Below are 23343 nucleotides of genomic sequence, written 5' to 3'. Positions count from 1 at the left end.
CCCTGCCGAGGTGCCTCAGGCGAGCCGGCGGATCCGGCGGAGGGCGAGGTAGAGCAGGACGGCGGCGAGGGCGATGAAGATGCCGGTCTCGATGCCCTGGAACAGCCAGAACCGGTCGCCGGGCTGGTAGAGCTGCCAGTTGTAGGCGCCGGGCTGGACGCCGAGTTCGGCCCCGCACGGACGGCCACCCGGCCCCTGGACGTCCGGTGGGCACACGATCTGCGCGTCGGGGGCCACCATCTTCCCGTCGGGGTTCCGCACGCCGCTGGAGAGGATCCAGTCGCCGCGGTTCATCGGCACCCGGCCGTCCCCGGCCACGGGGAACTCGGCGGTGCGGGCGGGCTGGTAGTGCGGCCGGGCCAGGACCTCGACGGCGGCCCGGACACCGATGTAACCGACGAGGGTGATGGTCATGGCCGGCAGCATCCGCCGCCCGAGGGTGCCGGCGAAGATGCCGAGCGCCACGGCGAAGAGGGTGTAGCCGATCGGGGCGACGCCCTGGAGGTCGAAGACGACGAAGCCGAGGCGGCCCTCGCGGGCGGCCTGGGTCAGTGGGCTGACCCACCACGACATGCCCAGCCCGTAGCAGACGGCGGCGAGGGTCGTCACCGCGACGACCAGCCCGAACTTCACCATCGCCCAGTGCCGCCGGCCGATGCCCTGGGTCCAGGCGAACCGGTGGGTGCCCTGCTCCACCTCCCTGGCGACCAGCGGCGCGCCCCAGAACAGGCCGACCAGCATCGGCAGCACGAGCAGCAGGACGGCGACCAGGTTCAGGTTGCCGTACCGGTTGGTGAACTGGTGGAACGCTCCCTCGCAGGTGTCCGCGGTCGCCGGCGCCACGTCGCTGCGGGACAGTGCGCGGACGCACTCCGGGAGCCCGAGGTCGGTGAACGTGTGGCGCATCGAGATGCCGATCGGGATCATCAGCGCGGCGAGTACCGCGAACCCGATGAGGGTGAACAGCATCTGCCTGCGGTGCTGCCGCCAGGCCAGCGCGATCATGCCGGCACCTCCCATTCCGTGTGGCTGGCCCTGGTCTCGCCCTCGCCGAGGTAGGCCAGGATGACCTCCTCCAGGGTCACGTCGTGCACCGTCCACTCCGGGTCGACCACCCCGTCGACCCGGGCCAGCAGCGTCGACTGGCGATCGGTGTGACTGGCCCGGACCACCGCCTCGACCCCGGTGATCGGTTCGCCCCGGTGCCGGGGGCCGACCAGTTGCCGGTGGCCGGCGACCAGGTCCTCGACCGCGCCGACGAGGCGTACCCGGGCGGCGTTCAGGACGACGAGGTGGTCGCAGACGCGCTCCAGGTCGCCGAGCAGGTGCGAGGAGAGCAGCACCGTCGTCCCGGACTCGGCGACGCTGCCCATCAGCGACTGGAGGAACTCGCGGCGGGCGAGGGGGTCGAGGCTGGCGACCGGCTCGTCCAGGAGCAGCAGCCGGGGCCGCTTGGCCAGGGCGAGCGCGAGGGCCACCTGGGCGCGCTGCCCGCCGGAGAGCTGGCCGACCGGCAGCTTCGGCGGGATGCCGAGCTGGGCGAGCCGCTCGCGAGCCAGCGCGCCGTCCCAGCGGCTGTTCATCCGTCCGGTGATGCGGACCAGCTCGGCCGCGGTGAAGTCGCGGTAGAGCGGGGTGTCCTGGGCGACGAACCCAACCTCCGGCAGCACCGCCGGGTTGTCGTAGGGCGTGCGGTCGAAGACCCGCACCGTGCCGGCGTCCGGCCGGAGCAGGCCGACGGCGAGGTGCAGCAGGGTGCTCTTGCCGGCGCCGTTCGGGCCGACCAGGCCGGCGATCCGTCCGGCGGGCAGCTGGAACGAGCAGTCCTGCAACGCCCAGCGTCGCCCGTAGCGCTTGCCGAGCTGCTCGGCCTCCAGCGCGATCTCCATCTGGTGTCCTCTCATCGGGCCGCGGCGGGCCGGGTGCGGGCCGCCTCGGCGGCGAGCGTCGCCCGCAGGGTGGTCTCGACCAGGGCGGTGACGTCTTCCGAGGTGAGGCCGGCGGCCCGCGCGCGGCGCAGCCAGGCCACCAGCTCCGCGCGCAGCTCGGCCTGGTCGGCCAGGGGAGGACCGCCGAGGGTACGGCGGACGAACGTGCCGACCCCGGGACGGCCCTCGACCAGACCCTCGATCTCCAGTTCCCGGTACGCCTTCAGCACGGTGTTGGGGTTGATGGCCAGCGCCTGCGCCACCTCGCGGACCTTGGGGAGCTGGTCGCCGGGCGTCAGCAGCCCCACCCGGAGGGCCTGTTTGACCTGCTGGATCAGCTGCACGTACGTGTTCACCTTGGACCGGGCGTCCAACACGAACTCGATCACACGGGAACCTGCCCTTCTATTGTCCTACGACAGTAGGACTATAGGACAGGATTCCGCCGCGGTGGGGCCTTCACAGGGAGTTCTCAGGACACAAGGGAGTGGAACACCACGGGCGGCACCTGGGGGGATCGACGCCCGTGGTGTTCCACGATGGGGGCTGGCCTCGGTCAGCCGAAGGCGGCGTCCAGGATGTCCAGGCCGCGGGCCAGCTCGTCGTCGGAGATGACGAGCGGGGGCAGGAACCGCAGCACGTTGCCGTAGGTGCCGCAGGTCAGGGTGAGCAGGCCGGCCGCGTGGCAGGCCGCCGAGATCGCCGCCGTGGCGGCCGGGTCCGGGGTCAACGTGCCCGGCTGGACGATCTCCACGGCGAGCATCGCGCCGCGGCCGCGTACCTCGGCGACGCGCGGGTCGCGGGCGGCGATCGCGCGCAGCCGGTCGACCATGACCGCGCCGATCCGCCGGGCGGCAGCGGCCAGGTCCAGCTCGTGCATCGTCTCGATGGCCGCGAGCGCGGCCGCGCAGGCGATCGGGTTGCCGCCGTACGTCCCGCCGAGGCCACCGACGTGCACGGCGTCCATCAGCTCCGCCCGGCCGGTGACCGCGGCGAGCGGCAGCCCGCCGGCGATGCCCTTCGCCAGCGTGATCAGGTCCGGCTCGACACCCTCGTGCTGGCAGGCGAACCAGTCACCGGTCCGGCAGAACCCGGTCTGGATCTCGTCGGCGACGAACACCACCCCGGCGGCGGTCGCCCACTCGCGCAGCGCCGGCAGGAACCCCTCGGCCGGCACCACGAAACCGCCCTCGCCCTGGATCGGCTCGATCAGCAGCGCCGCCACGTTCTCCGCGCCGACCTGCTTCTCCACCATCTCGATCGCCCGCGCCGCGGCGGCCGCCCCGTCGAGGCCGCCGTCGCGCAGCGGGTACGACATCGGCACCCGGTAGACCTCACCGGCGAACGGCCCGAACCGGTGCTTGTACGGCATGTTCTTCGCGGTCAGCGCCATGGTCAGGTTCGTCCGGCCGTGGTACGCGTGGTCGAAGACCACCACGGCCGGCCGCCCGGTGGCGTGCCGGGCGATCTTCACGGCGTTCTCCACCGCCTCGGCGCCCGAGTTGAACAGCGCCGAGCGCTTCTCGAAGTCGCCCGGCGTCAGCGCGTTGAGCTGCTCGCAGACCGCCACGTACGACTCGTAGGGCGCCACCATGAAGCAGGTGTGGGTGAAGCGCTCGACCTGCGCGCGCACCGCCTCGACCACCCTCGGGGCGGAGTTGCCCACGTTGGCGACCGCGATGCCGGCCGCGAAGTCGATCCACTCCCGCCCCTCGACGTCGGTGATCGTCCCGCCGCCCGCGTGGTCGACGTAGGAGGTGATCGTGCTGCCGACGCCCCGGGCGACGGCCGCCCCGCGGCGCTTGTGCAGTTCCTCGCTCGACAAGGCTCAGCCCTCGATGTTGTGCATGACGTGCTTGATCCGGGTGTAGTCCTCCAGGCTGTAGACCGAGAGGTCCTTGCCGTGCCCGGAGTGCTTGAAGCCGCCGTGCGGCATCTCCGACACGAACGGGATGTGGGTGTTCACCCAGACGCAGCCGAAGTCCAGCCGGCGGGTCATCCGCATGGCCCGGCCGTGGTCCTTCGTCCACACCGAGGCGGAGAGGCCGTAGTCCACGCCGTTGGCCCAGCGCACCGCCTCGTCCTCGTCCGAGAAGCGCTGCACGGTGATGACCGGCCCGAACACCTCGTCCTGGATGATCTCGTCGGCCTGCCGGACCCCGGAGACCACGGTCGGGGCGTAGAAGTAGCCGCGCTCGCCGACCCGGGAGCCGCCGGTCTCGACGTTCGCGTGGTCCGGCAGCCGGTCCACGAACCCGCGTACCCGGCTGAGCTGGTTGGCGTTGTTCAGCGGGCCGTAGAGCACGTCCTCGTCGTCCGGCGCGCCGGTCTTGGTGTTGCGGGCCTGCTCGGCGAGGGCGGCCACGAAGTCGTCGTGGATGCCCGGCCCGGCGAGCACCCGCGTGGCGGCCGTGCAGTCCTGGCCGGCGTTGAAGTAGCCGCCCACCGCGATCGCCTCGGCCGCCGCCGCCACGTCCGCGTCGTCGAAGATCACCACCGGGGCCTTGCCGCCCAGTTCCAGGTGGGTCCGCTTGAGGTCCGGCGCGGCCGCCGCGGCGACCTCCATGCCGGCCCGGGTCGAACCGGTGATCGAGACGAACTGCGGGGTCGGGTGCGAGACCAGGGCCCGGCCGGTGTCCCGGTCGCCGCAGACCACGTTGAACACGCCCGGCGGGAAGAACTCGGACGCGATCTCGGCCAGCAGCAGCGTGGACACCGGGGTGGTGTCGGACGGCTTCAGCACCACCGTGTTGCCGGCCGCCAGGGCCGGGGCGATCTTCCAGACCGCCATCATGAGCGGGTAGTTCCAGGGCGTGACCTGGGCGCAGACGCCGATCGGCTCGCGCCGCACGTACGAGGTGTGCCCCGCCATGTACTCGCCGGCCGAGCGCCCCTCCAGCAGGCGGGCCGCGCCGGCGAAGAACCGGAACTGGTCCACCGCCGGCGGCAGCTCCTCGTCGGCCGTGAGCTGGCGGGGCTTGCCGGTGTTGCGGACCTCGGCGTCGACAAGCTCGGCCGCCCGGGACTCCACCGCGTCGGCGAGCTTCAGCAGGGCCTTCTGCCGCTCGCCCGGCGTGGCGTCCCGCCAGGTCTCGAACGCGGCGGCGGCCGCCTTCATGGCCGCGTCCACGTCCGCCGCCCCGGAGACCGGCGCCTGGGCGAAGACCTCCCCGGTGCACGGGTCGATCAGGTCGGCGTAGCCGCCGTCCACCGGGTCGACGTACTCGCCGTTGACGAAGTTGCGCAGCTGTTGCTGATCGCTCATCAGGTGTCTCCGAGGGGTGGCCGGGGGGAAGGTCAGCGGAGGTTATCGCAATCTGACTGCCATCTTGGCTACTGAATCCGAGGCAGACAAGGGTTTGGGCAACTGTTTCCGCGCGGGCTTACGTGGTCTACGCTGCCGAGCGTGGAGCCGAGAGCCTTCTATGTCGCCGGCCGCCCCGCCCACGGCGAGGGGGAGCTGACCGTCACCCACCCGTACGACGGCCGGACGGTGGGGCGTACCACCCTCGCCACGCCCGACCAGGTCGAAGCCGCCGTCGCGGCAGCCGCCGAGGTGACCGCGGCGGCCGCGGCCCTGCCCGCGCACGCCCGCGCCGCCGCCCTCGACCACGTCTCCCGCCGGCTGGCCGAACGGGCCGACGAGGTCGCCGCCCTGATCACCGCCGAGAACGGCAAGCCGGTGAAGTGGGCGAAGGCCGAGGTGGGCCGGGCCGTCTCCACCTTCCGCTGGGCCGCCGAGGAGGCCCGGCGCTTCTCCGGCGAGCTGCAACGCCTGGACACCGACCCGGCGGCCACCGGACGGATCGCGCTGGTCCGGCGGGTGCCCCGCGGACCCGTGCTGGGCATCGCCCCGTTCAACTTCCCGCTGAACCTGGTCGCGCACAAGGTCGCCCCGGCCATCGCCGTCGGCGCACCCATCCTGGTGAAGCCGGCCCCGGCCACCCCGCTCTCCGCGCTGCTGCTCGGCGAGATCCTCGCCGAGACCGACCTGCCCGAGGGGATGTTCTCGGTGCTGCCGCTGCCCAACGAGCGCGCCGCCGAACTCGTCGCCGACCCCCGGCTGCCCGTCGTGTCGTTCACCGGCTCCGGGCCGGTCGGCGCGGCCATCCGCCGGGCCGCCCCCGAGAAGCACGTCACCCTGGAACTCGGCGGCAACGCCGCGGCGGTGATCTGCGAGGACTGGTCGTCGGACGGGGACCTCACCTTCGCCGCGCACCGGATCGCCACCTTCTCCAACTACCAGGCCGGGCAGTCGTGCATCGCCGTGCAGCGGGTGTACGTGCACGAATGGCTCTACGACGGCTTCCTGCCCCGGCTCGTCGCGGCCGTCGAGGAACTGCGCACCGGCGACCCGACCTCCGAGCTGACCGACGTGGGCCCGCTGGTCTCCGTCGAAGCGGCGGAACGCGTCGAGGCGTGGGTCGACGAGGCGGTCGCCGCCGGCGCCACCATCGAGGTGGGCGGGCGGCGGGACGGCGCCACCTACCCGCCGACCGTACTCAGCGGAGTGCCGTCCTCGGCCAAGGTCTGCACGGAGGAGGTGTTCGGGCCGGTGCTGGTGGTCGCCCCGGTCACCGACGACCGAGCCGGGTTCGCCGCCGTCAACGACTCCGCGTACGGGCTGCAGGCCGGGGTCTTCACCCACAACCTGCAGACCGCGTTCCTCGCGTCCCGGACGCTGGAGGTCGGCGGGGTGATCGTCGGAGACGTGCCGTCGTACCGGGCCGACCAGATGCCGTACGGCGGGGTGAAGGGCTCGGGCGTGGGGCGGGAAGGGCTGCGCAGCGCCATGGACGACTACACCGAGCCGCGCGTCATGGTCCTGACCGGGGTGAAGCTGTAGCGCTCCGTCCCCCCGTGGCAGGCTGAGCCGGTGGACCAGTCAGCGTGGCCCGAGGTGGCCGGGGCCGTCGCGGCCGCGCCGTACCCCGTCGAGGTGTTGCCGGCCGACCCGGCGCGGGCGTCCGCGTGCCTGGCGGCCCTGGAGATCACCACCCGGTCCTGGCTCGGTGCGGTGGTCGCCAACACCGGGGGCCTGCTGGTCGACCACGGCTGGCTGCGGGTGCTCGGCAGCGGCCACGGCGACCTGCCGGACGTGCCCGGCGAATCCGACGCCGCGCGCGGCGTGGTGGTCGTCGGCTACGACGTGCTGGGCGGCCAGTTCGTCTGGTCGCCGCCGCAACCGGGGGCCAGGCCGACCATCCACTACTTCGGCCCCGACGACCTGGGCTGGCTCGACCTGGAGCAGGGTTACGCCGACTGGCTGTACGCGGTCCTCGCCGGCTCGCTGACCCGCTTCTACGACACCCTGCGCTGGTCCGGCTGGCAGGCGGAGGTCGCGGCCCTCGCCCCCGACCAGGGGCTCAGCGTCTGGCCACCGCCGTTCACCAAGGAGGGCAAGGACCTCTCCGTGGTGTCCCGGAAGGCGGTGTCGCTCGCCGAGGCGGTGTCGTTCTACCAGGACGCCGCGCGACAGCTCGGCTCCTGACCGGGCCGCTGCGGATGGGTTTTCACCAGGTGCCGTCGTCGCGGACCCGGGCGGGGGCGCGGCCGAGCAGCAGGGCGGCGAGGGCGGCGTCGATGTCGGGGCCGAGGAACCACTCGCCGGCCTGATCGAGCGCGAAGATCCGACCGTGCTCGTCGACGGCGATGATGCTGTCGCCACGCTCCGTTCCGAGCGGAAACAGGCGGGCGCCCAGCACCGAGCCGAAATCCGCGAGAGTGTCGGCGGTGTGGGCCATGTCCCAGGGGCGGATGCCGAACCGGGAGATCCACACCTGCTCGCCGGGACCCTGGCGACGACTTTCCAGAGCAGGAAAGGCGGTAAGGGTCGGCATCACGGCAGGGAAGACAGCGTGGCTGTGCCGCCTGCCGCTGACGGCCCGCACATCCCTGATCGCCGCTTCGGCCAGTACCTCGTCTCCGAAGTGAGGGCGCCAACCCGCTTCCACGAGCGCGTTCGCGACCTCGGCCGGGAACCGCCCGGGGTCTGGGTCGACCTCGGACCGGGACCGCCATTCCTCCGCGTAGGCGAGGACCGGCCACGGTAGTGCGGCGAACGCCACCAGGAAGTTCACGCACGAGTCACACGGCACCTTCGCGGGGCCGGCCGCAGGGTCGCCCGCCTCACGGATCCGGAAGAACTCGATCCGGCTGCGGGCGAGGATCGCCTTCGCATCCTCCAGGGTCAGTCGCGGCAGGCCCTCGGCGGCGCGTCGGTGATCCTCCTCGTGCAGGATGTCCGAGACGACGATCATTTCGGCATGTCGCTCGCCGCCCCGCACCAGGTGGCCGGGTCGCAGCTTGTCCAGATAGGACTGGACCAGCGGATGGTGGTGCAACTCGATGTCGCCCTTGGCGCCCTGCGCGACAAACAACCGGCCGTCCACGGTGAGGTGCGCCGCGGCGCCGGGCGTGGGCAGCCGGGTGATTTCCCGGAGAAGTTGGCTGGCCGGCTCCACGGTACGTGGCGCCCGCGGCGCTGCCGGCCGGCGCTGCCGGAACATCTCCTCGACCGCGGCGGTCGGCACCCGGGGCCAGGTCGACACCTCGCCGGTCTCCTTGTCGATGACCGTGGTCGGCAGACCGCCGGGAAGTGCCCTCGCGCCGGGGGACACAGTGGACGTGACCAGGTAGCCCAGCTCGAACTCCTCGATCGCCGGTGTGCACGGGAATCCCAGACGCTCGGAGTCCCGCTGGGCCCAGACGGCGGCGAGTTGCTCGGCCTGCTGTCGTTCGATCACAGCCTGAAGTTACCGGACCCCACGGACTCCGTGGCGCCCGGTATGGTCGGCCCTACTGACGGTGACGGAAGGGGGCGGCGGTGGCCGACAGCGCGGACCGGGACGCGAACCGCGCGCTACGTGCGCGGTTCGACGAGGTGTACGGCCAGTACCAGCGACTTCGGTCCGGTTTGGATGAACTCCAGACCAGGCTCGCGGAGCTGCGGGTGACCGAGCGCTCCGACGACGGCCAGGTGACCGCGGTCGTCGGGGCCCGCGGCGAGCTGATCAGCGTCGAGGTCGCCCCGTCGGTGTTCCACGACCGGGACGCCAGGGCACTGAGCCGGAAGATCACCGACACCGTGCTGCGGGCGTCCGCGTCCGCGGTCACGGCGACCCGCGAACTGGTCGCCGGATTCCTCCCGCCCGGCTCGCCGTCGGTGGAGTTCCTGCGTACACACGATTTTGGCGCCCTGTTGGGCCGGGCGGACGCCGTCCTGTCACGTGGCGAGTGACGGCCATGGCCGACGGGCAGATCTGGCTGGACCCTGACCGGGCCCGGCGCGGCGGCGCCGACCTGGCCCTGGCCGGGGAGGCGGTCATCACCTCCCGGCGGGAGGCGGGCGACCCGATCGCGGCGGCGAGCGCGCAGCGGCCGTGGGGTCGGGACGACATCGGCGCCGCCTTCGACAAGCACTACCAGGGCTACGCGGAGACCCTGCTGCGGGCGTGGGAGATCCTCGGCCGATCACTCGAAGGGCTGGGCGGCGATGTGGTGCGTTCCGTCGTCGCCACCGTGGAGACCGACCTGACCAACGCTCGCCAGCTCGGCGAGATCCCGCATCAGCAGCACAACCCGCACCGGCCCTGGCGCTGACCACCGGAGGATCCGCGCGTGAGCATGCTGCCCAGCCCGATCCCGCACCCGCTCGACTACTGCCCCTGGGACGTGCCCGGCTGGATCTACGAGGCGCTGGACTGGGTCGTCGGCGTCGAGTGGCCGGAGGGCAATGAACGGGCCGTCTGGGACCTGGCCGACCAGTGGTACGGCGTCGCCGATGTCCTGGCCGGCCCGAGGAACGACGCCACCACCGCCGCCGGCGAGGTCCGCAGCGGATACGGCGGCGTGGGCCTGGTGGCCCAGGCGTTCGACGTCGCCTGGGGCAAGGTCGCCGAGGGCGAGGACGCGCCCCTGCACGTCCTGGTGGCGGCCACCGGCGAGCTGGGCAGGCTGGTCGACTCGTGCGGCTGCGACATCGAGGGCGCCAAGCTGGAGGCCTGGATCGAGCTGGGCATCCTGGTCGTCGAGCTGCTCTCGCTCGCGGTGGCCACGGTGCTGACCATGGGCGCCGCCTCGCCGGCGGCAGGCGCCGCGATCACGGCCAGCCGCGTCGCCGTCCAGCAGATCTTCAAGCGGCTGGTGGCCCAACTGGCCCGCAAGGCGGTGAAGGAAGGGCTCAAGGAGGCCGGCGAACGGGCCGCCAAGGAGGTCGTCAAGAGCGGTGCCCGCGGGCTCGCCCGCCGGGCCGTGCTCGCCGGGCTGGTCGAGGCGGGGCAGGAGGCCGGCACCAGCCTGGCGACCCAGGCGTACCAGAACTCGACCGGCCGCCGGGACGGCCTGGACCTGACCGACGTGGGCATGTCGGGGCTCGGTGGGTTCGCCGGCGGCGCGGCGGCGCCGTTGGCCGGCCTCGGGCGGCACTCGCACGGGCGGTTCGCCCAGATCGGTGAGCGCTTCGGGCGGGAGATGGCCGGCGAGACCCTGGCCGAGAGCGCGGCGGGGCTCGCCACCGGTCAGGACCTGTCACTGGAGGACCTGGCCCGGGCCGCGGCCTCCGGCGCAAGCGGCTCCGCCACCGGGCAGGTCGACAGCGCCCTGCACCACCGGCTCGACGAGAAGCTGGCCGGCCTTCCCATGCAGCCGGTGGACCTGGGGCTCCCACCGTCCGGCGACGCGGCCGGCCTCATCCCTTCCCAGCACCTACCGGACCCGGCCCCGCTGCTCGGGGGTCCCGGCCTTGGACCGGTGCTTCAGCCCGGCTCGGCGGTTCCCTCGTCGGCGTCGAACGCTCCGTCGTCACTCATCGGCGACGGGGCGGCTCCGGCCCACCTCCCGTCCGTCGAGGTGGGGCAGGACGCGGCGGGTGCCGGTGCTACCCCACCTCACCGGATGGATGCGGAGGTGAAGACGAGCCCTCCGAGCGCCGAGGCGACGACGAGCCTAGCGTTGGAGGCCGCGAGCCCGACGCTCTCGTCCGTGACCGTCGACGCGCCCGTCGCCGGCTCATCCGTCACCGAACCGAGGCCCGCTCCGGTCAACGGTCCGACGGCGGTCGACATCGGTGCACCGAATCAGGCGACGCCCGTGCAGGCGGCGGCGACGGTCGCGAGCCCACCGGCGACCGCTACTCCCCAACCGAACGGGCCGGTGCCGATGCCGCCGGACCGCTCCGCGTTCGGTGCCGTGAGCCCGCCTGGGCCGGCAGCCGGTCCACCGGCGCATTCGCACGTCGCGCAGGTCGCCGACCCGGTGACCGCGCCGTCGGCCACCGGGCCGGACGCCCGGCCCGCGCCGAGTCCCCGGTTTCCACTGTTGGAGGCGCTTGCCCCTCAACGTCCTGCGGCTGATCCGCCGACGTTTCCCGGCCCCTTCGAGCCACTGCCGCCGCGTCGGAGCAGTCAGGACGATCAGGCTGCGCGGTTGGCCGCCGGCCGGGAAACCCTGGAGAGACTTCGCTACGAACGCAGTCTTCAGGAACAACGGCAGTGGTACGAGGAAGGCCGGCGCCAGCAGGAGGCGGAATGGCTGCGTGTCCGAGCCGACCAATTCCACCGGGCAGCCGGCGAATACGGTGAGCGGGCGTCCCAGCTGCATCGGGCAGGTCACCAGTTGCTCGCGCGGCGGTGGCAGCAGGCCGCTCACGAAGCCAGCACGGAGGCCTACGACCTGCGCGAGATGGCCGACCAGGTCCTCGCGGGCTCAGTAGCGCCGACCGAGGTGATGGTTGAGGACGACCTCGACTTCTACCGGATCAATGACGATGTCGCCGACCTCGCGTTGGGTGCCGTGGAGACGCCCGACCACTCGGCCCTCACCGGTCACGGCCACCCACCGCCGATCGACCGCTCTCGCCGGTATGGCGTACGGGGCGGACTCCGGCCACCGCTCGCGCTGCACCAGACCGACCTGGAGCGACAGATGCCGCGAAATCCCGACGGCAATGTGGTGCGAACCGCCGACCCCCGCCAGGGCGGATGGTTCCGGCTGGCGAACGACGGTGGACCCGCCGCGGACGCCACCCGGGGCATCAACTGCCTGGATTGCACGCTGTCGCTGTTCGAGACCTGGATGCACGGCCGGCCGCGCGTCTCCGCGCCGCGTACCTTCGACGGCTACCTGCTCGGGGACGTCCTCCAGCCGGTGGGCGGCGAGGTGGACGGACCTCGCCGGGTCGAGGAGATCACCGGCGGCCGGTTCCAGAGTCTGTGCCCTACTGCTCTGCCGGGCGTCCCCGATCCCGAGACACGCGAGATGATCGAGGACGGTTACCGCGACCTGCAGGCGCAGCTGTTGGCGGGTGGCCACGGCAGCTACGCCTTCCTCATCACCAGCATGGAGGGCGGCGGCTCACATGCCTGGGTGGCGTTGAACCAGAACGGCACGGTCCTCTACCTCGATCCGCAGATGGGCAGGGTGGGCAAGCACCCGCTCTACTCCCACAACGGCATCCAGGCTCCCCACAACGTGGTGGCCGTCGACGCCCTGGTGCTCGGCCCCGACGGTCGGCCGATGCCGCTCGCCGGCCGACCACCCGGCGACTACAACGTCCTGCCCGAGCCGATCGATCGACCGGCGCCGCCCCGCCCGCCCGAACCGCCGCCGCCACCCGACGACGGGGATGCCCCGGACTTCAACCAGGTCCACCTGCTCGGCGAATCCACAACCTTCCACCGACCCGACGGCACCTCGTTCCCGGGCAGAGCTCCGGACGCGGAGTCGGAGGCGGTCCAGGTAAGGAACGCGCACCGCGACGCGCACGCCGACCGGATCGCCGCCGGGCTGTACGTCCGGGACGCGCTGGCCGCGAGCGGGAGCCTGGACGAGGTCTTCGCCGCCGGGGTGACGCCGGTCGAGTTGGCGCAGCACCTCGACGGGCCGACGCTGCAACGGCTCGTACCGGAGCTGGATCGGGCGGCGGCCGACGACCTGACGCGGCTGCTCGCCGACCCGCGCGTCCGGCAGATGCTCGACCAGACCTGGGAGGCGCCACCCCGGCGCGAGGAACTGCTGGCCGAAACCCTGGTACGGCAGCTCGCGCAGCGCCCCGACCTGGTCCGCATGATCCTGTCGACCCCGGAACTCGCCAACTCGCTGATCGCCCGCCCGGTCACCCTCCACCACCTGGCCAGCCACCAGAAGGCGATCGATGTGCTGGGCGAGGTGCTGGACGAGATCGCCGAGCGAGGATCTGCCGTTGTCGCCGCCTCGCAACTACCCCCTGTCGCACCCACCCCGCTCACGTCCAAGCAGATGGAGGTGAGCGCCGCGTTCGCTATTCAGGGGCCGGACGCAGTGCAACCGGGCTTCGACCTTGACCGCCTTGGCGACGCTGCCTACAGGCAGCAGTACTTGGACCAGCTGTATGCATCCGCAGTTGTCGCCCAGGCCGAAATTGATGCGCTGGGACGGAGATTAGCCGAGGCTTCGGGCAGCGACGGCAAGTACTACCCCAGGCCGAAACCCAAGGATCGAGGGCGAGCCGAAGACAAGATTGACGGCTACGGCGGCGACGTCTCGCAACTGACAGATCTGGCGGCCGGCCGCGTCTCCTTCGAACGCCTGGATGACCTGTATGAAGCGTTGGCGTCGCTACGTGGTGACGAACGACTGCGGCTCGCAGAGTTCGAGGATCGCTTTGTGACCCCACAAAAGGGCGGCTACCGGGACGTACAGATGTTGGTTCGTACGTCTATGGGTCACCTCGCCGAGTTCCGGTTGCACTTGGCCGCCCTTGATGACGTGGCCACTTGGGAGCATTCGCTCTACGAGGTGCGGCGTGACCTCGGCTCGGTGGCCAGAGAGCAAGGACGTAGCCTCTCGGACATGGAGTCGGCGATCCGCAAGGGCATCATCCATCGCCAGCGTGAGTACTTTTGGGCAGCCCTCAAATCGGCACTCACCGGAGGACACGAGTGACTAGCGCGGGAGAAGAAGTCGACCTTCCTGGCTACTACGACTACTACAAGACGCCGGTGAAGATGGTGGCCACGCCCGAGGGCGGGCTTACTGCTTGGCGCTTGGACAAGGAGACGGGCGGCTGGCGGCCGGCGAACGACATCGTCGACGAGATTCTCTTTGCTATCGGCGGCGAGGTCTTCGTTCGCACGCCGGCTCAGTTCGTGCAGCGTACGGAAGCTGAGCGTGGGCGCTACCTGAAGGGCGAGGGACCGATCTTCGCTTTGTATGAAACGGTCAAGGCGATCGACGACGTAGCCATCGCAGAGGGCCGTCCATACACGCCCGAGGAGGCCGCGCTGATTGCGGGGATCCGGCGGCGGACGTTCGTGATGTTCGAGGAGCAGCTCCAGCAGGCCGGCGACCCCGGTGCCGACCCCACCATCGCCACCGCCGCCTCCTGACTCCCGCCCCGAAATGCCTTGTCGACCGCCGATGCAGGCGCGAGGGTCCGAGCATGTCTGACGCGTACCAGCACCGGGACCGACCGGCGGTGACGGGCGGGGGAGTGCCCTACCGGAGACCGGCAGACGTGGCGGAGGCGCTGCGCGTACAGGAAGAGTTGCGGTCGAAGGTCGACCTGGTCGGGCCGGGGCCGACCGCGCCCGCGACGGTGGCCGGGCTGGACGTCGCCTACGCGGAGCGCGGTGACCGGCTGGCGGCGGCCGTTACGGTGCTGGACGCGGCGACCCTCGCCGTGGTCGACGAGGCGGTGGATGTGGGCCGGCCGGCGTTCGACTACGTACCGGGGCTGTTCGCCTTCCGTGAGCTGCCGGCGCTGCTGGCGGCGCTGGAGCGGCTGACCGTCCGGCCCGATCTGCTGGTCTGCGACGGGCACGGGCTGGCGCATCCGCGCCGGTTCGGGCTGGCCTGCCACCTCGGGCTGGTGACCGGGCTGCCGGCGATCGGGGTGGGGAAGACCCCGCTGGTCGGGGTCTGGGACGAGCCGGCTCCGCAGCGGGGGGCCTGGACGCCGCTGCGCGACGGCGGTGAGGTGGTGGGCCGCGTATTGCGCACCCGGGACGGGGTGAAGCCGGTCTTCGTCAGCGTCGGGCATCGGATGAGCCTGGACAACGCGGTGGAGCGGGTGCTGGCGTTGACGCCTCACTACCGGCTGCCGGAGACCACCCGGACGGCCGACCGGCTCTGCCGCCGGGCCCTTCCCGTCGATCGCCCCGCCACCACACCAGACGATTACGGCGATCCGGCCGCGACCTCCTGACGCCCAGCCGCCGCGCCGAGCTGGCGTCGATCTTGCGGGGGCGCGCCGATGTGAATCTTGGAGAGTTGCCGTTCGTAGCGAACGGTAAGTCTCCAAGATCTCCCGCCGCGCCAACGACCGGCCGGCCGGCCCAGCCGGGCGGGCAACGGCGACCCGGCCCAGGCGGCTCGGCAGCCGCGACCCAGCCCCGAAGGCCGGAAGTGATCATGCGGACCGGCCTGGTCGCGGCGAAGATGGTGCGGGTGGTGCGGGGTGTCGCGACACACATGCGGGGTGCTCGATGGGCGGGTGCCCCTCCCGGCCGGTAGTAACCTGACCGGCGGATCCCGTCCGGGTGGAAACGGTGAGGTGGAGATGTCGGTGAGGCGGCACGCGGCGCGGTGGGCCACGGTCGGCGTGATGCTGGGCGGCGTGGTGGCCGGCGCGGCATCCCCGGCGTTGGCCGCCGACGACCGGGTGGAGGTGCGCTCGGCGAGCAGCTTCACGGCCGGCGGTTCGGCGGGCACGGTGGCGGTCGAGGTGCGCAAGCGCACGGACGGCTGCGTGCTGCTCCGCACCGCGCTCGGGCTGCGGCTCGACGGTCTGCGGGCGGACCAGGTTCAGGTGCAGGTGGCCACCGGCGGCCGGTGGGTGCCGGTGCCGGTCTCCGGCGGTGGTGGCGCGGTCGCCACGGCCCAGACGTCGCCCGCCAACCCGGCCCTGTGCAAGGGCAAGGGGATCACGGTCCGCTACCGGGTGGCCTTCCTGGCCGGCACGGCCGGCGGGCGGTTGGCCGTGGTCGGCGAGGCCAGCGCCGCGAACGGCCGGGTGCTCGGCCGGTCCGCCACGGAGGCCCGGGTGGTGGGCGCGGAGCGCACCGCCAGCCCCAGCCCGACGCCGTCCCGCAAGCCGTCGCCGACCCCGAGCGCCGTCGCGGCCACGCCGGCCGAGGCCGACACCGCCTCGGCGGTGGCCGCCGCGCTCGACCCGGCCGCCGGCACCGCCGACGCCGAATCGTCCTCCGGAGGTTCCCCGATCATGTGGTTCGGCATCGCACTGGTGCTCGTCGGCGTCGCGCTGATCGTGTTGCTGGTCCGCCGCAACCGCGCGGAGAAGACGGACGGGCAGCCGGGCGCCGGTCAGTCGCCGGTCCCGTTGCCGCGCAGCAGCACGACCTACCGTTCGGGCGCGCCTGCCGGCCAGGTGTACGGGCAGCAGCCGCCCGCGCCGGGGCCCCGCCCGGCCGGGAACGTCTACGGCGCCCCAGCGGCCACGGCCGAGGGACCGGACGGCGAGCCGCCGGCCGCCGCGGGCGGCGACGCCACCACCGTGCTGCCCCGCATGCCCCGCTGAGCCGGAACCCGGCCGGTCGCCGGGGTTACGGTGACGATGGGTGACGGCGATCTGACCGGGTCGCCGCGCACCGGCTGCCGGGTGCCGAGATGTGGCAAGGTGCCCGCGCCGGTTCGCCGATAAGATCGCGTGCGCCGGACGGCACCGCCGACCGGTGAGACCGCATACGTGGAAGGAGCCGCGCCGTGGCCCTGGACCCGCAGTTGCTCGAGATCCTCGCCTGCCCGGACACGCACCACGCACCGCTCGACTACGACCCGCAGGCCCAGACGCTGACCTGCACCGAGTGCGGTCGGATCTTCGAGGTCCGGGACGACGTCCCGGTGCTGCTGCTCGACGAGGCGCGCGGCGGCCCCGCCGCGGACGACGCGCGCGGCGGCTCCGGGTCGCCGCGATGATGGAGGGTACGGCCGGGGTCAGCGGCCACCGGCACGCCGACGAGTCGTTGCTGAACGATCCGGACCGGTTGGCCGAGCAGGACCCGGGCGGGATGCTGCGGTTCACCGCCTCCGCTGGCGCGCAGGTCCGGGAGTCGGCGGCGCTGGCCGCCGAGGCGAACCTGACCGTGCTCGCCGACGAGGGCCGCCCGCGCGCGGTGGTCATCGCGGGCATCGGCACCGCCGGGCGGACCGGGGACGTGCTGGCCACGGTTGCCGGGCCGCGCTGCCCCGTGCCGGTGATCCCGCACCGCAGCGCCGGTGTGCCGGGCTGGGTGGGCGCCGCGGACGTGGTCATCGCGGTGAGCGCCTCCGGCCGCAGCCCCGAGGCGCTGGGCGCTGCCGAGGCCGCGCACCGGCGGGGCGCCCGTTTGGTCGCCGTCGGCGCGCCGGACTCGCAGCTCCAGTCGGTGGCCGAGCGGGCCCGGGCGCCGTTCATCCCGGTGCCCCGGCGCGCGCCGGCCCGGGCCAGCCTCTGGGCGCTCACCGTGCCCGTCCTGCTCGCCGCCCGTACGCTCGGCCTGGTGAAGGTGAACGAGGCGGACCTGGCCGAGACCGCGGCCCGGCTGGACGCCGACGCCGACCGGTGCCGGCCCACCGCCGAGTCCTTCGTCAACCCGGCGAAGTCGCTGGCCCTGGGCCTGTCCGGGTCGATCCCGATCGTCTGGGGCTCGTCGCCCCTGGCCACCGTGGCGGCCCGCCGGTTCGGTGACACGCTCTCCGCGAACGCCCGCTACCCGGTGGTCACCGGGGCGCTGGGCGAGGCCGGCCGGGGCCGGGTCGGCCTGCTCGACGGCGTCTTCGGCGGCCTGGTCGAGGGGGAGCGGGACATCTTCGCCGACCCCGACGAGACCGAGGGCGACGCCACCCGGCTGCGGCTGGTGCTGCTGCGCGACGGCGGCCTCAACGCCGAGGACGACACCGACGAGCCGCTGGCGGTGGAGGAGCGCCGCGCGGACGCGGTGCAGACCCTCGCCGAGCGGCGCGGGGTGCGCTGCGACGTGGTCACCGCGGAGGGCGGCTCCGCGCTGGAGCGGCTCGCCTCGCTGATGGCTGTCCCGGACTTCGCCTCGGTCTACCTCGCCCTGGCACACGGACTGGACCCGATGGCCGTACCGGCCATCACCGAGATGAAGGAGCTGGCGAACCAGTGAGCACGTGCGGCATCGGGCGGGGGAGAGCGTGAGCGCCAACGGCGGGACGAAGGCGATCATCGCCGCTCTGGCGGCGAACATCGGCATCGCCGTCACCAAGTTCATCGCGTTCCTGCTGACCGGCTCCTCGTCGATGCTGGCCGAGTCGATCCACTCGGTCGCCGACTCCGGCAACCAGGGCCTGCTGCTGCTCGGCGGCCGGCGCGCCAAGCGGGAGGCCACCCCGGAGCACCCGTTCGGCTACGGCCGGGAGCGCTACATCTACGCGTTCATCGTGGCGATCGTGCTGTTCAGCGTCGGTGGCCTCTTCGCGCTCTACGAGGCGTACCACAAGGCGCAGCACCCGGAGCCGATCACCAGCTGGCAGTGGGTCCCGGTGACCGTCCTGGTGATCGCCATCGGCATGGAGAGCTTCTCGTTCCGGACCGCCATCAAGGAGTCCAACCACATCCGGGGCAGCCAGTCCTGGGTGCGGTTCATCCGCCGGGCCAAGGCCCCGGAGCTGCCGGTGGTGCTGCTGGAGGACTTCGGCGCGCTGGTCGGTCTGGTCTTCGCGCTGTTCGGCGTCGGGATGACGCTGATCACCGGCGACGGCATCTGGGACGCGGCCGGCACCGCGATGATCGGCGTGCTGCTGGTGATCATCGCGATCACGCTGGCCATCGAGACGAAGAGCCTGCTGCTCGGTGAGGGCGCGGAGCGCCACGACCTGGCGAAGATCGAGCGGGCCGTGACCGAGGGGCCCGAGGTCGAGCGGATCATCCACATGAAGACGCTCTACCTGGGCCCGGAGGAGCTGATGGTGGCCGCGAAGATCGCGGTGCCGGCCTGCGAGAGCGCCGAGGAGCTGGCCCGCGGCATCAACGCCGTCGAGGCGCGGATCCGTGCCGCGGTGCCGATCGCCCGGGTCATCTACCTGGAGCCGGACATCTACAGCGCGGCGGCGGACCGGGCCGGCACCGGGCAGGCGGCGCACACCGCCGTCCCGCAGCCGGACGCGGACACCGGCGACGAGGTGGCCGGACGGCCCGGGAGCTGACCGTGGAGCTGTTGCAGGGCAGGATCCGGGACTACGCCTGGGGCTCCCGCACCGCGATCGCCGAGTTGCAGGGGCGTGCGGTGCCGAGCGCCGGGCCGGAGGCCGAGCTGTGGCTGGGCGCCCACCCGGGCGGCCCGGCCACCGTGGACCGGGACGGCAACCCGGTGAGCCTCACCGAGCTGCTGGTCGCCGAGCCGGAGCACTGGCTGGGCGAGCGCCTGGTCGGCCGGTTCGGCACCCGGCTGCCGTTCCTGTTGAAGGTGCTGGCGGCGGACGCCCCGCTGAGCCTCCAGGCCCACCCGGACGCGGAGCAGGCCCGGGCCGGGTACGCGGCCGACCCCGGCCGGGTCAACTACGTCGACCCGTACCACAAGCCGGAGCTGCTGGTCGCGCTCTCGGAGTTCGAGGCGCTCTGCGGGTTCCGGGATCCGGCCGAGTCGGCGGCGGCGATCGCGGCGTTCGGCGTACCCGCGCTGGAGCCCGTGGTGGCGGCGCTGCGCACCGGGCCGGCGGGGCTGCGGGAGGCCGTACGCCTGCTGTTGAGCTGGCCGGCGGCGGAGCGGGCCGGGCTGGTGACGGACGTGCTGGCGGCGGAGGTCGCCGGGCCGGACGCCGAGCTGGCCCGGGCCCTGGCGGTCGACTACCCGGCCGACCCGGGCGTCGTGGTGGCGCTGCTGCTGCACCACGTCCGGCTGGCGCCGGGCGAGGCGATCTGGATGCCGGCCGGCAACCTGCACGCCTACCTGCGGGGCACCGGCGTGGAGATCATGGCGGCCAGCGACAACGTGCTGCGCGGCGGGCTCACCCCGAAGCGGGTGGACGTGGACGAGCTGCTGCGGGTGCTGCGGTTCGAGGTGCTCGACGAGCCGGTGGTCCGGCCGGAGCCGGTGGCGCCCGGCGTGGTGACCTGGCTGGTGCCGGTGGACGACTTCGCGCTGCACCGGGTCGAGGTGACGTCCGGCGGTCCGGCGGCGCGGCTGGACCTGCCCGGCCCGCGGGTGGTGCTCTGCCGCGCCGGGGAGGTCACCGTGGCCGACGGGGTGGGGACGGTCACCCTGGTGGCCGGCCAGGCGGCGATCGGCACCGCGGCCGGCGGCCCGCTCGTGCTCGACGGGGCCGGCGAGGCGTTCGTCGCCACCTCCGGCCTGCGCTGACGGGGAGCCCTGCGCTGACGGCAAGCCCTGCGCGGCGGCTCAGCCCGCCACAAGTCCGACTTTCCCGAAATAGCTTGACGTGCTCTTGGCGCAGTGTGACTCTATGGGTACGCAGCGTTGTCGCGACGAAGGTCCGGTAACGCGCGGGGGAACCAAACCGGGGGGATGCACGGGGCGGCCGGGCCGTGAGCGGAAAGTCCGTTCACGACCGACCGCCCCGTGCGCTGTCCGCCGAGCGGGGCACCGCCTGGTCGGCCAACCGGGCAGGGGAGAAGAAGTCCACGCGCGTAAGGTGGAAGGCTGCGCAGTCATCGTTCGACAGGAGCTTCCATGACCAGCACCCTCCCGGCGGCCCCCAGTGGCGCGTCGTCCGGAGCCCGGCCGAGCACCCTCGCCGAGGGCGACTACAAGGTGGCGGATCTGTCGCTCGCCGCGTTCGGGCGTAAGGAGATCCGGCTCGCCGAGCACGAGATGCCCGGCCTGATGGCGATCCGGCGCGAGTTCGCCGAGGCCCAGCCGCTCGCCGGCGCCCGCATCACCGGCTCGCTGCACATGACCATCCAGACCGCGGTCCTCATCGAGACCCTGGTCGCGCTCGGCGCGCAGGTCCGCTGGGCGTCCTGCAACATCTTCTCCACCCAGGACCACGCCGCGGCCGCGATCGTCGTCGGCCCGGACGGGACCCCCGAGGCCCCGGCCGGCGTCCCGGTCTACGCCTGGAAGGGCGAGAGCCTGGAGGAGTACTGGTGGTGCACCGAGCAGGTGCTCACCTGGCCCGACGGGCAGGGCCCGAACATGATCCTCGACGACGGCGGCGACGCCACCCTGCTCGTCCACAAGGGCGCCGAGTTCGAGAAGGCCGGCGTCGTGCCGCCGGTCGAGTCCGCCGACTCCGAGGAGTACGCGGTCATCCTCCAGCTGCTGCACCGCTCGCTCGCCGAGGACGGCCAGCGCTGGACCCGGATCGCGGCCGGCATCAAGGGCGTGACCGAGGAGACCACCACCGGCGTGCACCGGCTCTACGAGATGCACCGCGCCGGCACCCTGCTCTTCCCGGCCATCAACGTCAACGACTCGGTGACCAAGAGCAAGTTCGACAACAAGTACGGCTGCCGCCACTCGCTCATCGACGGCATCAACCGCGCCACCGACGTCCTGATCGGCGGCAAGATGGCCGTCGTCATGGGCTACGGCGACGTGGGCAAGGGCTGCGCCGAGTCGCTGCGCGGCCAGGGCGCCCGGGTCGTGGTGACCGAGGTCGACCCGATCTGCGCCCTCCAGGCGGCGATGGACGGCTACCAGGTGGCCACCCTGGACGACGTGGTCGAGCAGGCCGACATCTTCATCACCGCGACCGGCTGCTTCAACGTCATCACCCACGAGCACATGGCCCGGATGAAGCACCAGGCCATCGTCGGCAACATCGGCCACTTCGACAACGAGATCGACATGGCCGGCCTGGCGAAGCGCTCCGACGTGACCCGGGAGAACATCAAGCCGCAGGTCGACGTGTGGCGGTTCGAGGACGGCCACGCCATCATCGTGCTCTCCGAGGGCCGCCTGCTGAACCTGGGCAACGCGACCGGTCACCCGAGCTTTGTGATGTCGAACTCGTTCGCCAACCAGACCATCGCCCAGATCGAGCTCTACACCAAGACCGACGAGTACCCGGTCGGCGTGTACGTGCTCCCCAAGCACCTGGACGAGAAGGTCGCCCGGCTGCACCTGGGCGCGCTCGGCGCCAAGCTGAGCACCCTCACCAAGGAGCAGGCCGCCTACCTGGGCGTGTCCCCGGAGGGCCCGTTCAAGCCGGAGCACTACCGCTACTGAGTTTCACGCCCGGAGGGGACCGGGGCCGGCCGCCGCGCGGTCGTCCCGGTCCCCTTCGCGTACGCGGGCAATCGCCGGCTCCGGCGCTGCGCGCCGGCTCCCGGTGCCAGGTGGGGCCGAACGACCCTGGCGGGGCTGGCCGCGCCGGGCAAAGGTGAGGTGACCAGGGCATGTCAGCATGCCGACGGGCGGGGTGACGTTCGGCCGATCGACTTGACTCGGTGCCCGATCAGGGAGCAAGGTATGGCTGCCCTAAGTTAACTGAGGCGTGCCTAACCAATCACGGAGTACCGATGTTCGCCACGTACCTGATCGGCCTGCGCGAGGGCCTGGAAGCGACCCTCGTGGTCAGCATCCTGGTCGCCTTCCTCGTGAAGTCGCAGCGGCGTGACCGCCTGCCGCAGGTGTGGGCCGGGGTCGGGCTGGCCGTGGCGCTCTCCGTCGTCTTCGGCTGGCTGATCGAGTACACCTCGACCTCGCTGCTGGCCGCCTCCGAGGACCGCGAGCTGTTCGAGGCCGTCACCTCGGTGGCCGCCGTGGTCTTCGTGACCTGGATGATCTTCTGGATGCGCAGGGCCGCCCGGACGATCGCCGGCGAGCTGCGCGGCAAGCTCACCGAGGCGCTCGCCGTCGGTTCCCTCGCGGTCGCCGGCATGGCCTTCCTCGCGGTGATCCGGGAGGGCCTGGAGACCGCGCTGATCTTCTACTCCGCCGCGCAGAGCGCGGCCGGCGGCACCGGCGCCGGCGCGCTGCTCTCCCTGGCCGGCGGCGTCGCCACCGCCGTGGTGATCGGCTTCCTGCTCTACCGCAGCGCCCTGAAGATCAACCTGAGCAAGTTCTTCACCTGGACCGGCGCGCTGCTGATCCTGGTCGCCGCCGGCATCCTCAAGTACGGCGTGCACGACTTCCAGGAGGCCGGTGTGCTGCCCGGCCTGAACAACCACGCCTTCGACATCTCCTCGACGCTCGACCCGAACGCCTGGTACGGAGCGCTGCTCGCCGGCATGTTCAACATCACCGCCGCCCCGACGGTGCTGGAGATGATCGCCTGGGTGGCCTACGCGGTCCCGGTGCTCGTGCTCTTCCTGCGGAAGCCCGCCGCCCCGGCCCGGCCCGCCGCCCCCGCCGCCCCGCCGGCCGCGGCCGGTGACGCCGCCACCACGCCTGCGCCGGCCACCGAGGCCGCAACCGCACCGGCGCCGGCCACCGAGGCCGCGACCACACCGGCCGAGCCGGCCGCCGCCGAGGCTCCCACCACCACCGCGACCCAGCGCGCCTGACCCGCC

The 23343-nt window shown here is 72.6% G+C and carries 20 protein-coding genes; 14 read left to right on the top strand and 6 right to left on the bottom strand.

Annotated features, from left to right (window positions below; all coding sequences use genetic code 11):
• Positions 1–15: 15 nt before the first annotated feature.
• The 5 genes from IEY96_RS00345 to IEY96_RS00325 form a co-directional block, all read right to left on the bottom strand.
• Positions 16–1005, bottom strand: coding sequence for an ABC-2 membrane transporter-related protein (locus IEY96_RS00345; RefSeq protein WP_189192793.1), 990 nt, complete (start codon positions 1003–1005; stop codon positions 16–18).
• Positions 1002–1889: an ABC transporter ATP-binding protein gene (locus tag IEY96_RS00340; protein WP_189192792.1), complete on the bottom strand. Its 888-nt coding sequence runs from the start codon at positions 1887–1889 to the stop codon at positions 1002–1004. Before IEY96_RS00340 ends, IEY96_RS00345 begins: the two co-directional genes overlap by 4 nt.
• A gap of 11 nt (positions 1890–1900) precedes the next feature.
• Complete coding sequence (locus tag IEY96_RS00335) at positions 1901–2317, bottom strand: GntR family transcriptional regulator (RefSeq protein WP_148431561.1); 417 nt, start codon at positions 2315–2317, stop codon at positions 1901–1903.
• Positions 2318–2484: 167 nt separating this feature from the next.
• Entirely contained in the window at positions 2485–3753 is a 1269-nt protein-coding gene (gabT, locus tag IEY96_RS00330) for a 4-aminobutyrate--2-oxoglutarate transaminase (RefSeq protein ID WP_189192791.1), read from the bottom strand.
• Positions 3754–3756: 3 nt separating this feature from the next.
• The gene (locus IEY96_RS00325; protein WP_189192790.1) at positions 3757–5193 is read right to left on the bottom strand and encodes a gamma-aminobutyraldehyde dehydrogenase; all 1437 of its coding nucleotides are present in this window, start codon (positions 5191–5193) and stop codon (positions 3757–3759) included.
• Positions 5194–5334: 141 nt separating this feature from the next.
• Here IEY96_RS00325 and IEY96_RS00320 point away from each other — a divergent pair, with 141 nt between their 5' ends.
• Together IEY96_RS00320 and IEY96_RS00315 are read left to right on the top strand one after the other, a co-directional pair.
• On the top strand, positions 5335–6774 hold the full coding sequence (locus IEY96_RS00320; protein ID WP_189192789.1) for an aldehyde dehydrogenase family protein: 1440 nt from the start codon (positions 5335–5337) through the stop codon (positions 6772–6774).
• A 30-nt stretch (positions 6775–6804) separates the two neighbouring features.
• Positions 6805–7419 carry a DUF2625 family protein gene (locus tag IEY96_RS00315; protein WP_189192788.1) on the top strand — a complete coding sequence of 205 codons (615 nt, stop codon included), beginning with the start codon at positions 6805–6807 and terminating at the stop codon, positions 7417–7419.
• A 22-nt stretch (positions 7420–7441) separates the two neighbouring features.
• Here the strand turns inward: IEY96_RS00315 and IEY96_RS00310 are convergent, their stop codons facing one another.
• Positions 7442–8674 (bottom strand): SUKH-3 domain-containing protein, encoded by a 1233-nt coding sequence (locus IEY96_RS00310; RefSeq protein ID WP_189192787.1) that lies wholly within the window; start codon positions 8672–8674, stop codon positions 7442–7444.
• 80 nt (positions 8675–8754) lie between these two features.
• Between IEY96_RS00310 and IEY96_RS00305 the strand changes: the two genes are divergently transcribed.
• The 12 genes from IEY96_RS00305 (at position 8755) to efeU (ending at position 23337) form a co-directional block, all read left to right on the top strand.
• A complete protein-coding gene (locus IEY96_RS00305; protein ID WP_189192786.1) occupies positions 8755–9168 on the top strand; it encodes a YbaB/EbfC family nucleoid-associated protein in 414 nt (137 codons plus the stop codon).
• A gap of 5 nt (positions 9169–9173) precedes the next feature.
• Complete coding sequence (locus tag IEY96_RS00300) at positions 9174–9530, top strand: hypothetical protein (protein ID WP_189192785.1); 357 nt, start codon at positions 9174–9176, stop codon at positions 9528–9530.
• 24 nt (positions 9531–9554) lie between these two features.
• Positions 9555–13850 (top strand): toxin glutamine deamidase domain-containing protein, encoded by a 4296-nt coding sequence (locus IEY96_RS00295; RefSeq protein ID WP_229791380.1) that lies wholly within the window; start codon positions 9555–9557, stop codon positions 13848–13850.
• Positions 13847–14293: a hypothetical protein gene (locus IEY96_RS00290; RefSeq protein ID WP_189192783.1), complete on the top strand. Its 447-nt coding sequence runs from the start codon at positions 13847–13849 to the stop codon at positions 14291–14293. The genes IEY96_RS00295 and IEY96_RS00290 overlap by 4 nt, the downstream gene beginning before the upstream one ends.
• Before the next feature lie 53 nt (positions 14294–14346).
• Positions 14347–15111: a deoxyribonuclease V gene (nfi, locus tag IEY96_RS00285; RefSeq protein WP_189192782.1), complete on the top strand. Its 765-nt coding sequence runs from the start codon at positions 14347–14349 to the stop codon at positions 15109–15111.
• A gap of 354 nt (positions 15112–15465) precedes the next feature.
• Positions 15466–16443, top strand: a complete 978-nt coding sequence (locus tag IEY96_RS00280; protein WP_189192781.1) for a hypothetical protein — start codon at positions 15466–15468, stop codon at positions 16441–16443.
• A 185-nt stretch (positions 16444–16628) separates the two neighbouring features.
• Positions 16629–16841, top strand: a complete 213-nt coding sequence (locus IEY96_RS00275) for a Trm112 family protein (protein WP_189192780.1) — start codon at positions 16629–16631, stop codon at positions 16839–16841.
• Positions 16838–18034, top strand: coding sequence for an SIS domain-containing protein (locus tag IEY96_RS00270; protein ID WP_189192779.1), 1197 nt, complete (start codon positions 16838–16840; stop codon positions 18032–18034). The genes IEY96_RS00275 and IEY96_RS00270 overlap by 4 nt, the downstream gene beginning before the upstream one ends.
• A gap of 28 nt (positions 18035–18062) precedes the next feature.
• On the top strand, positions 18063–19073 hold the full coding sequence (locus IEY96_RS00265; protein WP_189192778.1) for a cation diffusion facilitator family transporter: 1011 nt from the start codon (positions 18063–18065) through the stop codon (positions 19071–19073).
• Between the two features lie 2 nt (positions 19074–19075).
• Complete coding sequence (gene manA / locus IEY96_RS00260; RefSeq protein WP_189192777.1) at positions 19076–20227, top strand: mannose-6-phosphate isomerase, class I; 1152 nt, start codon at positions 19076–19078, stop codon at positions 20225–20227.
• A 330-nt stretch (positions 20228–20557) separates the two neighbouring features.
• The gene (gene ahcY, locus IEY96_RS00255; protein WP_189192776.1) at positions 20558–22057 is read left to right on the top strand and encodes an adenosylhomocysteinase; all 1500 of its coding nucleotides are present in this window, start codon (positions 20558–20560) and stop codon (positions 22055–22057) included.
• A 293-nt stretch (positions 22058–22350) separates the two neighbouring features.
• A complete protein-coding gene (efeU, locus tag IEY96_RS00250) occupies positions 22351–23337 on the top strand; it encodes an iron uptake transporter permease EfeU (protein WP_189192775.1) in 987 nt (328 codons plus the stop codon).
• Positions 23338–23343 lie beyond the last annotated feature (6 nt).

Origin of the sequence: Micromonospora fulviviridis (genome assembly GCF_014648395.1) — a bacterium.
Taxonomy (GTDB): Bacteria; Actinomycetota; Actinomycetes; order Mycobacteriales; family Micromonosporaceae; genus Micromonospora; species Micromonospora fulviviridis.
This window is presented reverse-complemented; position numbering and strand designations above follow the sequence as displayed.

Coding starts and splice junctions, on each gene's coding strand:
- IEY96_RS00345 (WP_189192793.1), bottom strand. CDS start 1,005: ATGATCGCGCTGGCCTGGCGGCAGCACCGCAGGCAGATGCTGTTCACC.
- IEY96_RS00340 (WP_189192792.1), bottom strand. CDS start 1,889: ATGGAGATCGCGCTGGAGGCCGAGCAGCTCGGCAAGCGCTACGGGCGA.
- IEY96_RS00325 (WP_189192790.1), bottom strand. CDS start 5,193: ATGAGCGATCAGCAACAGCTGCGCAACTTCGTCAACGGCGAGTACGTC.
- IEY96_RS00300 (WP_189192785.1), top strand. CDS start 9,174: ATGGCCGACGGGCAGATCTGGCTGGACCCTGACCGGGCCCGGCGCGGC.
- IEY96_RS00295 (WP_229791380.1), top strand. CDS start 9,555: ATGCTGCCCAGCCCGATCCCGCACCCGCTCGACTACTGCCCCTGGGAC.
- nfi (WP_189192782.1), top strand. CDS start 14,347: ATGTCTGACGCGTACCAGCACCGGGACCGACCGGCGGTGACGGGCGGG.
- IEY96_RS00280 (WP_189192781.1), top strand. CDS start 15,466: ATGTCGGTGAGGCGGCACGCGGCGCGGTGGGCCACGGTCGGCGTGATG.
- IEY96_RS00270 (WP_189192779.1), top strand. CDS start 16,838: ATGATGGAGGGTACGGCCGGGGTCAGCGGCCACCGGCACGCCGACGAG.
- ahcY (WP_189192776.1), top strand. CDS start 20,558: ATGACCAGCACCCTCCCGGCGGCCCCCAGTGGCGCGTCGTCCGGAGCC.
- efeU (WP_189192775.1), top strand. CDS start 22,351: ATGTTCGCCACGTACCTGATCGGCCTGCGCGAGGGCCTGGAAGCGACC.